Annotated in this window: 14 protein-coding genes and 1 tRNA gene; 13 read left to right on the forward strand and 2 right to left on the reverse strand. The window is 61.8% G+C overall.

Going from position 1 to position 13,752, the window contains the following annotated elements; all coding sequences use genetic code 11:
• The first annotated feature begins 76 nt into the window (after positions 1–76).
• The 5 genes from EXN22_RS25835 to EXN22_RS25855 all read left to right on the forward strand — a co-directional run bounded on the left by EXN22_RS25835 (position 77) and on the right by EXN22_RS25855 (position 4,347).
• Positions 77–2,323: an AsmA family protein gene (locus EXN22_RS25835; RefSeq protein WP_130266687.1), complete on the forward strand. Its 2,247-nt coding sequence runs from the start codon at positions 77–79 to the stop codon at positions 2,321–2,323.
• Positions 2,320–3,387, forward strand: coding sequence for an A/G-specific adenine glycosylase (mutY, locus tag EXN22_RS25840; protein WP_130266688.1), 1,068 nt, complete (start codon positions 2,320–2,322; stop codon positions 3,385–3,387). The genes EXN22_RS25835 and mutY overlap by 4 nt, the downstream gene beginning before the upstream one ends.
• Complete coding sequence (locus tag EXN22_RS25845) at positions 3,384–3,656, forward strand: oxidative damage protection protein (protein WP_130266689.1); 273 nt, start codon at positions 3,384–3,386, stop codon at positions 3,654–3,656. Before mutY ends, EXN22_RS25845 begins: the two co-directional genes overlap by 4 nt.
• A gap of 91 nt (positions 3,657–3,747) precedes the next feature.
• Positions 3,748–3,823, forward strand: a tRNA-Phe gene (locus EXN22_RS25850).
• Between the two features lie 119 nt (positions 3,824–3,942).
• Positions 3,943–4,347: a hypothetical protein gene (locus tag EXN22_RS25855; RefSeq protein WP_130266690.1), complete on the forward strand. Its 405-nt coding sequence runs from the start codon at positions 3,943–3,945 to the stop codon at positions 4,345–4,347.
• On the opposite strand, the gene EXN22_RS25860 is transcribed toward EXN22_RS25855, so the two are convergent.
• Positions 4,344–4,877: a TetR/AcrR family transcriptional regulator gene (locus tag EXN22_RS25860; protein WP_130266691.1), complete on the reverse strand. Its 534-nt coding sequence runs from the start codon at positions 4,875–4,877 to the stop codon at positions 4,344–4,346. The two genes, EXN22_RS25855 and EXN22_RS25860, sit on opposite strands and share 4 nt — an antisense overlap.
• A 108-nt stretch (positions 4,878–4,985) precedes the next feature.
• Between EXN22_RS25860 and EXN22_RS25865 the strand changes: the two genes are divergently transcribed.
• From EXN22_RS25865 to EXN22_RS25875, 3 genes are all read left to right on the forward strand, one after another.
• The gene (locus EXN22_RS25865) at positions 4,986–5,474 is read left to right on the forward strand and encodes an HPP family protein (protein WP_130266692.1); all 489 of its coding nucleotides are present in this window, start codon (positions 4,986–4,988) and stop codon (positions 5,472–5,474) included.
• Between the two features lie 98 nt (positions 5,475–5,572).
• On the forward strand, positions 5,573–6,607 hold the full coding sequence (ppk2, locus tag EXN22_RS25870) for a polyphosphate kinase 2 (protein ID WP_130266693.1): 1,035 nt from the start codon (positions 5,573–5,575) through the stop codon (positions 6,605–6,607).
• A 70-nt stretch (positions 6,608–6,677) separates the two neighbouring features.
• Positions 6,678–7,115, forward strand: a complete 438-nt coding sequence (locus EXN22_RS25875) for a hypothetical protein (protein ID WP_130266694.1) — start codon at positions 6,678–6,680, stop codon at positions 7,113–7,115.
• A gap of 215 nt (positions 7,116–7,330) precedes the next feature.
• On the opposite strand, the gene gabP is transcribed toward EXN22_RS25875, so the two are convergent.
• Positions 7,331–8,725, reverse strand: coding sequence for a GABA permease (gabP, locus tag EXN22_RS25880; protein ID WP_130266695.1), 1,395 nt, complete (start codon positions 8,723–8,725; stop codon positions 7,331–7,333).
• A gap of 600 nt (positions 8,726–9,325) precedes the next feature.
• On the opposite strand from gabP, the gene EXN22_RS25885 reads away from it, so the two are divergent.
• From EXN22_RS25885 to EXN22_RS25905, 5 genes are read left to right on the forward strand one after another with little or no spacing between them, the layout of a single operon-like run.
• Positions 9,326–10,099: an ABC transporter ATP-binding protein gene (locus tag EXN22_RS25885; RefSeq protein ID WP_095163137.1), complete on the forward strand. Its 774-nt coding sequence runs from the start codon at positions 9,326–9,328 to the stop codon at positions 10,097–10,099.
• 13 nt (positions 10,100–10,112) lie between these two features.
• On the forward strand, positions 10,113–10,874 hold the full coding sequence (locus EXN22_RS25890) for an ABC transporter substrate-binding protein (RefSeq protein WP_130266696.1): 762 nt from the start codon (positions 10,113–10,115) through the stop codon (positions 10,872–10,874).
• A gap of 57 nt (positions 10,875–10,931) precedes the next feature.
• Positions 10,932–11,627 (forward strand): ABC transporter permease, encoded by a 696-nt coding sequence (locus tag EXN22_RS25895; RefSeq protein ID WP_130266697.1) that lies wholly within the window; start codon positions 10,932–10,934, stop codon positions 11,625–11,627.
• Complete coding sequence (locus tag EXN22_RS25900) at positions 11,624–12,313, forward strand: ABC transporter permease (protein WP_130266698.1); 690 nt, start codon at positions 11,624–11,626, stop codon at positions 12,311–12,313. Before EXN22_RS25895 ends, EXN22_RS25900 begins: the two co-directional genes overlap by 4 nt.
• A gap of 45 nt (positions 12,314–12,358) precedes the next feature.
• On the forward strand, positions 12,359–13,579 hold the full coding sequence (locus EXN22_RS25905; protein WP_130266699.1) for a methyltransferase: 1,221 nt from the start codon (positions 12,359–12,361) through the stop codon (positions 13,577–13,579).
• Positions 13,580–13,752: the final 173 nt, after the last annotated feature.

The following is a 13,752-nucleotide window of genomic DNA, read 5'->3' on the forward strand; positions in this document are numbered from 1 at the left end:
CATATCACACAGTGGTGATAACCGCAGCGCTATACTCTGCGGCTGAATTTAGAAATCGGACTACAAGGACTCGCCCATGAAAGCGTTCGGCAAAATCCTGGGGCTGGTGCTTCTCGGGTTGTTGCTGATCATTGTGGCTCTGGGCTTTGCCCTGACCCACCTCTTCGATCCCAACGACTATAAAGACGAGATTCGCCAGCTGGCACGCGACAAGGCCCACGTCGAGCTGACGCTCAATGGCGACATCGGCTGGAGCCTGTTCCCCTGGCTCGGCCTTGAGCTGCATGAAGCCAGCATCGCCACCTTGAACAACCCGAAAATACCGTTTGCCGACCTGCAGATGCTCGGCCTGTCGGTGCGTGTCCTGCCATTGCTGCGCCGTGAAGTGCAAATGAGCGACGTACGCGTCGAGGGCCTCAACCTGAACCTGAGCCGCGACGAAAAAGGTCACGGCAACTGGGAAGACATCGGCAAGCCCCTGCCCGCCGCAACTGCGGCCTCGGCCGAGGCTGGCAGCGCCGCCCCCGCCGACGCCCCGGTACAGGCCAGCGGCGACAACGCCAGCGAGCGCCTGGTCAAGCTCGATATCGACAGCCTGACCGTCAACAACGCCCGAGTGCAGTACAACGATGCCCGCACCGGGCAGAGTTTCGGCGCCGAGAGCATCCAGCTGAGTACCGGTGCGGTACATGAAGGGGTGAACATCCCGCTGAAGATGACCGCCTTCCTCAGCTCCGGCCAACCCGTGATCAAGGCACGCACCGAGCTTAACGGCGAACTGCGCTTCGACCGTCGGCTCAAGCGCTATCAGTTCGAAGACATGAAGCTCAGCGGCGAAGCCTCGGGCGAGCCGCTGCAAGGCAAGACCATGACCTTCGCCGCCCAGGGCCAGTTGCTGGTTGACCTGGCAGCCAACGTCGCCGAATGGAATGGCTTGAAGCTCTCGGCCAACCAGCTGCGCGCCCTTGGCGAGCTGAACCTGCGCGATCTCGACAAAACCCCGCAACTGAGCGGCGGCCTGTCGATTGCCCAGTTCGACCTGCGCAACTTCCTCGACAGCATCGGCCACCCGCTGCCGGCTTCGGCCGATGCCAGCACCCTGGGTAAGGTCGAGCTGGTCAGCCGCCTGCAGGGCACGCCAAACAGCCTGGCCCTGGAAGACCTGGCGATCAAGCTTGATGACAGCACCTTCAGCGGCCGCCTGGCGATCGAAGACTTCGCCAAGCAAGCCCTGCGCGTGCAACTCAAGGCCGACAAGTTCGACGCCGACCGCTACGCGCTGGCCAAGAGCGATGCGGCCAAAGGCGCCAAGGCCGCGCGCCAGGCCGAAGTGCAGAGCAAAGAAGCCGGTGCCTTGGCCGGCGCCGGCACTACGCCGCTGCCTGACGCGCCGACCCAGGTGGCCTGGAGCAGCGACAAGTTGCTGCCAGTTGATCGCCTGCGCAAAGTCGACCTGCAGGCCGACCTGACATTCGGCCAGCTGAACCTGGACAAACTGCCGATCGAAAACGCCCACCTCAAGGCTCAGGGCCAGGGTGGCCTGATCACTCTGCAAACCCTGCGAGGCGGCCTGTACAACGGCGACTTCGAAGCCAAGGGCACCCTCGACGTGCGCCCGGCAGTGCCGCAAATTGGCCTCAATACCCGCATCAACCGGGTACCGGTCGAGCACTTCATCAAAAGCGAAAGCGGTACACCACCGGTCAAGGGCCTGCTGACCCTGAGCAGCGACCTGACCGCTACCGGCAATAGCCAGAAGGCCCTGGTCGACACCCTCAATGGCAACGCCAGCTTCGTCATCAACGACGGCATCCTGGTCAACGCCAACCTCGAACAGCAGCTGTGCCAGGCCATCGCCACCCTCAACCGCAAGGCCTTGAGCGGTGAGCCACGTGGCAAGGACACGCCGTTCCAGGAGCTCAAGGGCAGCCTGGTGATGCGAAACGGTGTGGCCAGCAACCCTGACCTCAAGGTGCGAATTCCTGGCCTGACCGTCAACGGTAATGGCGACCTCGACCTGCGCGTACTGGGCATGGACTACCGCATTGGCGTTGTTGTCGAAGGCGACAAGCGTGACATGCCCGACCCGGCCTGCCAGGTTGGCGAGCGCTATGTCGGCCTTGAACTGCCGCTGCGCTGCCGTGGCCCGCTGGAGCTCGGCGCCAAGGCCTGCCGCCTGGACAAGGACGGCCTGGGCAAGGTCGCGGCCAAGCTTGCCGGCGACAAGGTCAGTGAAAAGCTCAGCGAAAAGATCGACGAGAAGCTCGGTGACAAGGTCAGCCCTGAGCTCAAAGATGCGCTCAAGGGGTTGTTCAAGCGATGAGTCCCGAGCAGTTTTCCAGCGCCGTGCTGGATTGGTACGACCGCAACGGCCGCCATGACCTGCCCTGGCAACAGGGCATCAACCCGTACCGGGTGTGGGTCTCGGAGATCATGTTGCAGCAGACTCAGGTGAGCACCGTGCTCAACTACTTCGGCCGCTTCATGGATGCCCTGCCCACGGTCCAGGCCCTGGCCGAGGCGCCTGAAGACGAAGTGCTGCACCTGTGGACGGGCCTGGGCTACTACACCCGGGCGCGCAACCTGCAAAAAACCGCGAAAATCGTCGTCGAGCAATACGCCGGCGAGTTTCCGCGCGATGTCGAGAAGCTCACCGACCTGCCCGGCATTGGGCTGTCTACTGCCGGCGCCATCGCCAGCATCAGCATGGGCCTGCGTGCGCCGATCCTCGACGGCAACGTCAAGCGCGTGCTGGCCCGCTACACCGCGCAAGAGGGCTATCCGGGCGAGCCGAAGGTGGCCAAGGCGTTGTGGGCCAATGCCGAGCGCTATACGCCGCACAGCCGGGTCAATCACTACACCCAGGCAATGATGGACCTGGGCGCTACCTTGTGTACCCGCAGCAAGCCCAGCTGCCTGCTGTGCCCGCTCAAGGTGGGCTGCGAGGCGCACATGCTCGGCCAGGAAATCCGCTACCCGGTGCCCAAACCGCGCAAGGAACTGCCGCGCAAGCGCACCCTGATGCCGCTGCTGGCCAACCACGAAGGCGCCATCCTGCTTTACCGGCGGCCGTCTACCGGGCTGTGGGGCGGCCTGTGGAGCCTGCCGGAGCTGGACACCCTCGAACAGATCGATGACCTGGCCGACCAGCACGGCCTGCGCCTGTCCGGCAGCCAGGCGCTGGACGGCCTGACCCACACCTTCAGCCATTTCCAGCTGGCCATCGAACCCTGGCTGGTACGCGTCGACAGCGCCACCGAGCACGTGGCCGAGGCCGACTGGCTCTGGTATAACCTCGCCACCCCGCCGCGCCTGGGCCTTGCCGCCCCGGTGAAAAAACTGCTCAAACGCGCGGCCGACGTATTGCTTACAGGAGAGTCGCGATGACCCGCACCGTAATGTGCCGCAAGTACAACCAAGAACTGCCAGGCCTGGAGCGTCCACCCTACCCGGGCGCCAAGGGCCAGGACATCTTCGAGAACATCTCGCAGCAAGCCTGGGCCGACTGGCAAAAAGAACAGACCATGCTGATCAACGAGAAGCGCCTGAACATGATGAACGCCGAGGACCGCAAATTCCTCCAGGGCGAGATGGACAAGTTCTTCTCCGGTCAGGATTACGAAAAGGCCGAAGGTTACGTTCCACCTGCCGAGTAACCCCGGAAAATCGTAAGCGACGGAATTAATTTAATAAATTTTCAAAAAGTCGTTGACGTAACCCCGAAAAAGTCTTTTAATGCGCCCCGTTGCCCAGATAGCTCAGTCGGTAGAGCAGGGGATTGAAAATCCCCGTGTCGGCGGTTCGATTCCGTCTCTGGGCACCACTAATACCGAAAAGCCCCAAGCGAAGTGATTCCTTGGGGCTTTTTTCATGCCTGCGATTTATCCGCAAACGCAGGCCTTCTCGCGCACGGAAATGCCGCGAGCCTAATCGGAGCCAGGGATGAAATCGATTGCCGTTGTCGTCGCCATACTGTTGAGCCTGACTGGCTGTGTCGGCGCCACCGTCGTGCTGCCGGAAAAACAGACCTCCCCCACTGGGGCCCATCGCATCCTGCGCCTGAAGAACATCACCCCCAAGGTCAGCAAATCGGAGAAATACAACGTCACTCGAGAGTGGTGCGGCGTCACCCTCTGGGCAGTGGTCGTGCCGGTGCCTTTGCTACTGCCGGTGTGCAGGACCTACAGCGAAGTGGCCTACGGCCCTGATATCGATGGCGACCAGGTCGTGCTGTTCAACGCCCGGCAGACCATCAGCTCGCCCATGTACGCATGCGGCCCGATGATGATCCTCGCGCCGATCATCCATGGTTACGAAGGCAATCAGATCTGCGGGATGATGCGCTAGGCCAGCGCAACCACCATCGACCGCGCCGCCTCGAACAGCCGCGCCTGCGGCCCGCTAACCTGCGACGCAACAATCAGCCCTTCACCCAGCAGAAACAGCTGCTGCGCAGCCTGCGGCTTGCATCCTGCGTCCTTGCACGCCTGCTCCAGTGCCGTCATGACCTTGTGCTTGTGCAGTTTGGCCAGCGCATGAGGCGGCTCACCCGGCCCGGCATACTCGGCCGAGGCATTGATGAAGGCACAGCCATGGAAGCCTTCAGAGCGCGCCCAGGCCTCGATGAAGTCGATATAGGCCAGCGGCCGCGCTTTTGCCTCTACGGCCGCCAGAGCGCTTTCCAGGCGCGCTATGAAATCGTGATCCCGCCGCTGCAGTGCTGCCTCGATCAACAGCTCCTTGCTGGGGAAATGCCGGTACAGGGTTTTCTTGGTCACCCCGGCTTCCTGACTCAGTTGCTCGACCCCGGTGCCGTGGTAACCCTGGCGGTAGAACAGCAGCAGCGCCGACTCGGCGATTTTCTCGGACGTACTCATCTCACACCTTCGCTCAGGACAATTGCGAGTAGTGTATACCGATCGGTTGACTTACAGGTAAACCGATCGGTATCCTCGACGCAAATTGCCCAACCGGAGACTGTGCCCATGCCGTTCAAATCCAAGGCGCCCGCCGCCCCTTCCCTGCACTTCAGCCTGCTGTCACTGATAGGCGCGGCCGTGGCGATCGGCGCCACCGGCTGGCTCAGCCAGGTATCTGGCGCCCTGTGGCTGATGGCACCGTTCGGGGCCAGCTGCGTGCTGGCCTTCGGCATGCCCGACTCACCCCTGGCGCAGCCGCGCAACATCATCGGCGGGCATGTGATTGCCACCCTGGTGGGCCTGGCAGTGCTGTACAGCCTTGGCGACAGCTGGTGGAGCGCAGCCCTGGCCGTCGGCCTGGCCCTGGCCGCCATGCAGCAGACCCGCACCCTGCACGCCCCTGCCGGGGCCAATCCACTGGTGGTGATCGCCAGCCATGCCCCATTGAGCTTCGTGGTGACCCCGGTGCTGGCTGGCTCGCTGGTGATCGTCGCCGTGGCCTGGTGCCTGAACAATGCGCGCCAGGCCAACAGCTACCCGAAATACTGGTACTGATGGCGCTATGCCAAGGGCTGTTGATCACCGTCAATATGCCCTTGGCCCGCCCCGATAAAATGCTCTGAGGATATTAGAAGGAACCAACAGGCCTCCCCATGAGCGAAGAATCCACTGCCCTGCCCCTGCCCTCGCCCACAGCTGAAACACCCGCGAGCACCAGCCCAAGCCCGGCACGCAAAGCTGCCAGCACCCGCCCACGCCGTCCGCGCACCCCACGCAAGCCTGCAGCCGCAGACGCTGAAATCAGCGCCATCAGCCAGCAACCGGCAGCGCTGAAGGTCGCCTCGGCGCCACGCGGTTCCAACGAAGACAGCGCCCTGGCCAAATTGCCGACCAGCTACCCGTATCGCCACCGCATGCGCCGCGCCGAGTACGAGAAGGCCAAGCACGAACTGCAGATCGAGCTGCTCAAGGTGCAAAGCTGGGTCAAGGAAACCGGCCAGCGCATCGTCGTCCTGTTCGAAGGCCGCGACGCTGCGGGCAAGGGCGGCACCATCAAGCGCTTCATGGAGCACCTGAACCCGCGCGGTGCGCGGATCGTCGCCCTGGAGAAGCCTTCCGAGCAGGAGAAAGGCCAGTGGTATTTCCAGCGCTATGTCCAGCACCTGCCCACAGCCGGTGAAATGGTCTTCTTCGACCGCTCCTGGTACAACCGCGCCGGGGTAGAGCGGGTCATGGACTTCTGCTCGCCGCTGCAATACCTGGAGTTCATGCGCCAGGCGCCGGACCTCGAACGCATGCTGTGCAACAGCGGCATTCTGCTGTTCAAGTACTGGTTCTCGGTCAACCGCGAAGAACAGCTGCGCCGCTTTATCTCGCGCCGCGACGACCCGCTCAAGCACTGGAAACTGTCACCGATCGACATCAAGTCGCTGGACAAGTGGGACGAATACACCGCCGCCAAGGAAGCGATGTTCTTCCACACCGACACCGCCGACGCACCGTGGACGGTGATCAAGTCCGACGACAAGAAGCGCGCCCGGATCAACTGCATCCGCCATTTCCTGCATTCGCTGGACTACCCCGGCAAGGACCTGAGCGTCGCCCATCAGCCTGACCCACTGCTGGTAGACCGCGCCTCACGGGTGCTGGCAGAAGAGGACCGCGGCGAACTGGCCCAGCCGGCCTGAGATGCGACTTGGGTTTCCTGGCCAACTGCGCTTCAATACGCACAATTTTTAACCGGCTCAGGGTTCACCAATGGCTTCCAGCAGCAAACAACAGAAACGCGCCAAGCGCGCCGCCAGCAAAGCGCGTGAGAACCGTATGGTACGCAGCGGCCAGGCAGTCAAGAGCTCTGGCGAGAGCTCCAGCGCCAGCGTTGAGCAAGTCTTCAACAAGGCCATGGAATCGGGTAGCTACAACGCCCTGTTCGAGAAGATGAAGCAAGCCCAGGACAGCGGCCTGGTGGCGCTGATCTCGGTATTCCTGGTCGACCCGCTGCTGACCCTGGTGCTCAAGGGCCACAAGGAAGAACACGCCACCGACTACATCGTCATGGTCTTCACCGCCTACCGCGCCTGGCTGGACGGCGCCGACGAAGCCACGACCATGGCCTGGCTCGAGAGCGACGAGTTCCAGGAAGCCTATATCGCAGCGTCGGAAGCGGTGTCCAAGCAGCAGAAGAAGTTCGGCTGACTGCATGACTGGCTCCCGGTCGACCTTCATACCTTAACGGTGCACACAGACCCATTGTGGGAGCGGGCTTGCCCCGCGATGCGATGTAACTGACAGAATGCCATCGCGGGACCAGTCGAGGCGTCGCACCTCCGCTCCCACCGGTTGCTCGGGCACCCACAAAAAAGGCCGCGATCCTCACAGATCGCGGCCTTGTTCATTTCAGCAACGCTACATCAGTTATCCAGCACGACCTGTCCGGCTGCTGCGGCCTTGCGCTTGCGCGCCACCAACAGCCCTGCGGCCACCACGGCGATGGACAGCAAGCCGGTAGCAATAATCTCGATCCGGTGATCCGGACGGATCAGCATCACGGTCAGAATGCCAACGATGAACGCGATGGTCGCCCAGGTCAGGCCCGGGAACAGCCACATTTTGAAGGCGATCTTCTCGCCACGCTGCATCCGCTGACGGCGCATGCGCAGTTGCGACACGGCAATCACCAGGTACACCAGCAAGGCAATGGCGCCGGAGCTTGCCAGCAGGAACTCGAACACCTGGGCAGGCGCCAGGTAGTTGGCGATTACGGTGAGGAACGCCGCCGCCGTCGACAGCACCACCGCTACATACGGCGTACCACTGGAAGTGGTGCGCTGGGCCATGGCCGGGGCATCACCACGCTTGCTCAGGGAGAAGAGCATGCGCGAGGAAGTGTACAGCGCCGAGTTCAGGCAACTGGTCACCGCGATCAGCACGACGATGTCGACGATCAGCTTGGCGTTGGGAATGCCCATCAGGTTCAGCACGGTCTGGTACGAACCGACTTCGGCCAGGTCACTGTTGGTCCACGGCACCAGGGCCACGACCAGGAAGATCGACACGAGGTAGAACAGGAAGATCCGCCAGATCACCGAGTTGGTGGCCTTGGTGATCTGCTTGCCCGGATCTTTCGATTCAGCGGCAGCAATGGTGACGATTTCGGTACCCATGAACGAGAACATGGTGGTGAGCATCGCAGCCAGCACTGCGCCCATGCCGTTAGGCATGAAGCCCTGGGTGTCGAACAGGTGGCTGACGCCGCTGACCTGGCTGTCAGGCAGCAGGCCGAAGACAGCCGCCACACCCAGGACAATGAAGCCGATGATCGCCACGACCTTGAGCAAGGCGAACCAGAACTCGAACTCACCGTAGTTCTTCACGCTGAACAGGTTGGTTGCAGTCAGCAGCAAGGTAATGACCAGGGTAAACACCCAGATGCCGATGTCCGGGAACCAGGCATGCAGGATGGTCGCTGCGGCGTTGGCTTCCAGCGGAATCACCAACACCCAGAACCACCAGTACAACCAGCCGATGGTAAAGCCGGCCCAGTGGCCGATGGCCCTGTCGGCGTAAGTCGAGAACGAGCCTGTATCTGGCGACGCCACGGCCATCTCGGCCAGCATGCGCATCACCAGCACCACCAGGGTGCCAGCCCCCAGGTAGGCCAACAACACTGCCGGGCCGGCGGCGGCAATGGCGTGGCCGGAACCGACGAACAGGCCGGCACCGATCACGCCAGCAATGGACAACATGGTGACATGCCGCTGTTTGAGCCCCTGAGCGAGGTCATTGGAATTGTGCGTACCGCTCATAAAACTACCTTTGAAGGAATGGCGTTCCGAGCCTGCAACCGGGGTCGCAAGCTCCAATAAAAGAGTGCTACATCCTGTGGGCTACCTAGCAGGCAATAACTGCGCCATGTGCACGACCGTTCGTTCGGAATTTCTCACGGCCCCGTGCAACAAGGCTTACAGGCTTTTCTGCCACTCCTTGACCGAAAGCCCTTTAAAAATACCTGGTAATAATTAATTACTGAAATACCCAGTTACAGGTGCACCAAAAGAAGCCCTCGGTAACACCCGCGCACAAATCCAGGACAAAAAGGCGCAACCCAACGGCGCAACTTGCGTCTACCGTGCGGGTTATCCTCAAGCGCAAAAGACAGAAACGACTTCCCAGCACCGGCCAAAACTGGCACCATCGCGCCTTTTTTCATCAAGGCTCCGGCCCTGGAAACGAGGGCAGGCGGACATCCGCGCGACAGTCCACTGCAACGATGCGACAACCGCCCTCCCACCAACCGCTTGCCTCTCCCGACGTTATTGGCTGTCTTCGGACCGCTATGCTAGCTTGGCGCCTCGCCAGGAAGGCCGCTAACAGCAGGAGCGCACCAGAACACATGAGGACCGCACATGGCTGAGGCCACGCCCGCGCTGGAAATCCGCAACCTGCACAAACGCTACGGCGACCAGGAAATCCTCAAGGGAATTTCGCTGACCGCGCGTGATGGCGACGTGATCTCGATCCTGGGATCCTCCGGCTCCGGCAAGTCCACTCTGCTGCGCTGCATCAACCTGTTGGAAAACCCGCACCAGGGCCAGATCCTGGTGGCCGGCGAAGAGCTCAAGCTCAAGGCGGCGAAAAACGGCGAGCTGGTGGCCGCCGACAACAAGCAGATCAATCGTTTGCGCAGCGAGATCGGCTTCGTCTTCCAGAATTTCAACCTGTGGCCGCACATGAGCATCCTCGACAACATCATCGAGGCGCCGCGCCGGGTGCTGGGCCAGAGCAAGGCCGAGGCCATCGAGCATGCCGAAGCGCTGCTGAACAAGGTCGGCATCCACAACAAGCGTCACAGCTACCCGGCCGAACTGTCCGGGGGCCAGCAACAGCGTGCGGCCATCGCCCGTACCCTGGCAATGAAGCCCAAGGTCATCCTGTTCGATGAACCGACCTCGGCCCTGGACCCGGAAATGGTCCAGGAAGTGCTCAACGTCATCCGCGCCCTCGCCGAAGAAGGCCGGACCATGCTACTGGTTACCCACGAAATGGGCTTTGCCCGCCAGGTGTCCAGCGAAGTCGTCTTCCTGCACCAGGGGCTGGTCGAAGAGCAAGGAACGCCGCAGCAGGTTTTTGAAAACCCGACCTCGGCGCGTTGTAAACAATTCATGTCCAGCAACCGCTAACGGAGCAACACGCATGCAGAGCTATAAGAAATTCCTCCTGGCCGCTGCCGCCACGCTGGTGTTCTCGGCCAATGCCATGGCTGCCGAGAAACTGAAGATGGGCATCGAGGCGGCCTACCCGCCGTTCAACAACAAGGATGCCAGCGGCCAGGTTGTCGGTTTCGACAAGGACATCGGCGACGCCCTGTGCGCCAAGATGAAGGTCGAGTGCGAGGTCGTGGTGTCGGACTGGGACGGCATCATTCCTGCCCTGAACGCGAAAAAATCCGACTTCATCGTCTCGTCCCTGTCGATCACCGACGAGCGCAAGCAGGCGGTGGACTTCACCGACCCGTACTACTCGAACAAGCAGCAGTTCATCGCCCCGAAAAACGTCGACTTCAAGACCGATCCCAAGTCGCTCGAAGGCAAGACCCTGGGCACCCAGCGCGCAACTCAGGCGGCCATCTGGCTGGACGATAACGGCGGCATGGACGGCAAGTTCAAAGTCAGCCTGTACGACACCCAGGAAAACGCCTACCTGGACCTGACTTCAGGCCGCGTCGACGCCCTGCTGGCTGACAAGTACGCCAACTACGATTGGCTCAAATCCGAAGCCGGCAAGAACTACGAGTTCAAAGGCGATCCGGTCAACGAAAGCGACAAGGTCGGTATCGCTGTGCGCAAAGGTGACAACGAACTGCGCAACAAGCTCAACGCCGCCCTGAAGGAAATCGTTGCCGACGGCACCTACGAGAAGATCAACAACAAGTACTTCCCGTTCAGCATCTATTGATTCGCCCCGACCGGCATTGCCCTGGCGGCGATGCCGGTCCCTTGAACAAACCTGCCCATGAATATTGATCTTTACGGATTCGGTCCGGCCTTGCTGGCCGGGACACTGATGACCGTCAAACTCGCCTTGTCGGCCCTGCTTCTGGGGCTGGTACTGGGACTGCTTGGCGCCCTGGCCAAGACCTCGCCGTACAAACCCCTGCAATGGTTGGGCGGCTTCTACTCGACGATCGTTCGCGGCGTACCCGAACTGCTCTGGGTATTGTTGATCTACTTTGGCACCGTCAGCCTGATGAACCGGCTTGGCGAGCTTCTGAACATACCTGGCCTGGAGCTCAATGCCTTTGCCGCCGGGGTCATTGCCCTGGGCCTGTGCTTCGGCGCCTATGCCACGGAAGTGTTCCGTGGCGCGATCCTGGCCATCCCCAAGGGCCACCGGGAAGCCGGCCTGGCACTGGGCCTGTCCAAAGGGCGGATCTTTTCCAAACTGGTTCTGCCGCAAATGTGGCGCATCGCGCTACCGGGGCTGGGAAACCTGTTCATGATCCTGATGAAAGATACCGCACTGGTCTCGGTCATCGGCCTGGAAGAAATCATGCGTCACTCGCAAATCGCCGTGACGGTGAGCAAGCAGCCCTTCACCTTCTACATGGTCGCCGCCGTCATCTACCTGGGCCTGACCGTCCTGGCCATGATCGGCATGCACTTCATGGAAAAACGCGCCGGTCGCGGCTTCGCGAGGGCCAACCAATGAACTGGGAAATCATCGTCAAATGGCTGCCGCGCCTGGCCCAGGGCGCCACGCTGACGCTGGAACTGGTCGCCATAGCGGTCATTGCCGGTTTGATCATCGCCATCCCCCTGGGGATCGCCCGCTCCTCGCGGCACTGGTACGTGCGCGCCCTGCCGTTTGGCTACATCTTTTTCTTCCGTGGCACACCGCTGCTGGTCCAGCTGTTTCTGGTGTACTACGGGCTTGCCCAGTTCGATGCCGTACGCAGCAGTGCCTTGTGGCCCTACCTGCGGGACCCGTTCTGGTGCACGGTGCTGACCATGACCCTGCATACGGCCGCCTACATTGCCGAAATTCTGCGCGGCGCCCTGCAGGCCATTCCCCGTGGCGAGATTGAAGCGGCCCGAGCCCTGGGCATGTCACGGGCCAAAGCGACGATCTACATCATGCTGCCACGCGCAGCGCGCATCGGCCTGCCAGCCTACAGCAACGAAGTGATCCTGATGCTCAAGGCCAGCGCCCTGGCGAGCACCGTCACCCTGCTGGAACTGACCGGCATGGCACGGACCATCATTGCCCGGACCTACCTGCCGGTGGAGATCTTTTTTGCCGCGGGGCTGTTCTACCTGCTGATCTCCTTTGTGCTGGTACAAGCCTTCAAGCAACTGGAACGCTGGCTGCGCGTCGATGCCTGCCAGGGTCGATAAACCTGTATAACGGGGCTGATATCAGCCCCGTTTTCGTATCTGCTCATGACCTCCCCCCTTCCTCTCTCAGGTTCCCAACTGCTCAGCCGCTTCCAGGCGCTGGACGGTTTTCTGTGCGAGCATCAGGCACTCTGGCGGCCACGGCCTTTCACCCAGCTTGAGCTGCCCTGGGAGGCCGAGCACCCGGATCTTGCCGGCTGGTTGCGCCAGCGCTCATTGAGCGAAGCGGAAGCGGTGCACAATGATCCCGGGCAACTGGACGCACCGGCGCCTTTTCCACAACTGGCGCGCATGGCCGCAGCGCTGTCTGCCGTCGGTGAGTTACCCAGCATGGCCCTGCCTGCGGCGAGCCAGCGCCTGAACGTCGACGTACCAGGGCGCAAATGGCAGCAGATCGAAGCCTTCGCCAGCCACCTGGGCTTTATCCACAGCCCACGGCACTGGCTGGACTGGTGCGCCGGCAAAGGCCACCTGGGCCGGCGCCTGCTGCAGCCGCACAGCCAACAACTGACCTGTCTGGAATACGACCCCACACTGGTCAAGGCCGGTATCGCCCTGAGCCAGCATCACCACCTGCCCGCCGAGCACCATCTGCAGGATGTACTGGCCGAGGATGCCGCATTGCACCTGAACGCCGGGCACACGGCAGTGGCCCTGCACGCCTGTGGCGATTTGCATGTACGTCTGATGCAACTGGCCAGCCGTCAGGGCTGTCGCCAACTGGCCATTGCCCCGTGCTGCTACAACCGCATCCAGGCGCCGCGGTATCAGCCGTTATCCACAGCCGCCAAAACCTCCAGCCTGCAGCTGTCGATCGATGACCTTGGCCTGCCACTGAGCGAAACGGTGACCGCCGGTGCACGGGTGCGTCGCCAGCGTGATGAGTCCATGGCCAGGCGCCTGGGTTTCGATCTGTGGCAACGGCAGTTGCGCGGGGTGAATGATTACCTGCCGACTCCGTCGCTAGCAGTCAGCTGGTTGCAAAAGCCCTATGCCGACTACTGCCTGGGCCTGGCCCAACTCAAGGGCTTGCCGGTAGGTGCCGAGCCTGATTGGCACACGCTGGAAACTGCCGGCTGGCAACGCCTGGCCCAGGTGCGCAACCTGGAACTGCTGCGCAACCTGTTCCGCCGTCCGCTGGAACTGTGGCTGGTGCTCGACCGCGCACTGTTTCTGCAGGAACAGTCCTACGAGGTACAGCTCGGCGTGTTTTGTGAACAGCCGCTCACTCCGCGCAACTTGCTGCTGCTGGCTGAACGTCGGTAAAGGTTCGCAGCCTGTGGATAAGTCTGTGCGCAACCTTGCGCCGAACCCCTGCAAATTAATGGATCCAAGCGCTTTAACACCCTGGTCATTTTTTGTTCATTAATTAATCGCCAGCAAAAACAGCCATTTGCGCAAAGACCAACGGCGGGCGTTGCGCCGATGCAATGCCCTCA

The organism is Pseudomonas tructae (assembly GCF_004214895.1).
GTDB lineage: Bacteria > Pseudomonadota > Gammaproteobacteria > Pseudomonadales > Pseudomonadaceae > Aquipseudomonas > Aquipseudomonas tructae.

Coding starts and splice junctions, on each gene's coding strand:
- EXN22_RS25835 (WP_130266687.1), top strand. CDS start 77: ATGAAAGCGTTCGGCAAAATCCTGGGGCTGGTGCTTCTCGGGTTGTTG.
- mutY (WP_130266688.1), top strand. CDS start 2,320: ATGAGTCCCGAGCAGTTTTCCAGCGCCGTGCTGGATTGGTACGACCGC.
- EXN22_RS25845 (WP_130266689.1), top strand. CDS start 3,384: ATGACCCGCACCGTAATGTGCCGCAAGTACAACCAAGAACTGCCAGGC.
- EXN22_RS25855 (WP_130266690.1), top strand. CDS start 3,943: ATGAAATCGATTGCCGTTGTCGTCGCCATACTGTTGAGCCTGACTGGC.
- EXN22_RS25860 (WP_130266691.1), bottom strand. CDS start 4,877: ATGAGTACGTCCGAGAAAATCGCCGAGTCGGCGCTGCTGCTGTTCTAC.
- EXN22_RS25865 (WP_130266692.1), top strand. CDS start 4,986: ATGCCGTTCAAATCCAAGGCGCCCGCCGCCCCTTCCCTGCACTTCAGC.
- ppk2 (WP_130266693.1), top strand. CDS start 5,573: ATGAGCGAAGAATCCACTGCCCTGCCCCTGCCCTCGCCCACAGCTGAA.
- EXN22_RS25875 (WP_130266694.1), top strand. CDS start 6,678: ATGGCTTCCAGCAGCAAACAACAGAAACGCGCCAAGCGCGCCGCCAGC.
- gabP (WP_130266695.1), bottom strand. CDS start 8,725: ATGAGCGGTACGCACAATTCCAATGACCTCGCTCAGGGGCTCAAACAG.
- EXN22_RS25885 (WP_095163137.1), top strand. CDS start 9,326: ATGGCTGAGGCCACGCCCGCGCTGGAAATCCGCAACCTGCACAAACGC.
- EXN22_RS25890 (WP_130266696.1), top strand. CDS start 10,113: ATGCAGAGCTATAAGAAATTCCTCCTGGCCGCTGCCGCCACGCTGGTG.
- EXN22_RS25895 (WP_130266697.1), top strand. CDS start 10,932: ATGAATATTGATCTTTACGGATTCGGTCCGGCCTTGCTGGCCGGGACA.
- EXN22_RS25900 (WP_130266698.1), top strand. CDS start 11,624: ATGAACTGGGAAATCATCGTCAAATGGCTGCCGCGCCTGGCCCAGGGC.
- EXN22_RS25905 (WP_130266699.1), top strand. CDS start 12,359: ATGACCTCCCCCCTTCCTCTCTCAGGTTCCCAACTGCTCAGCCGCTTC.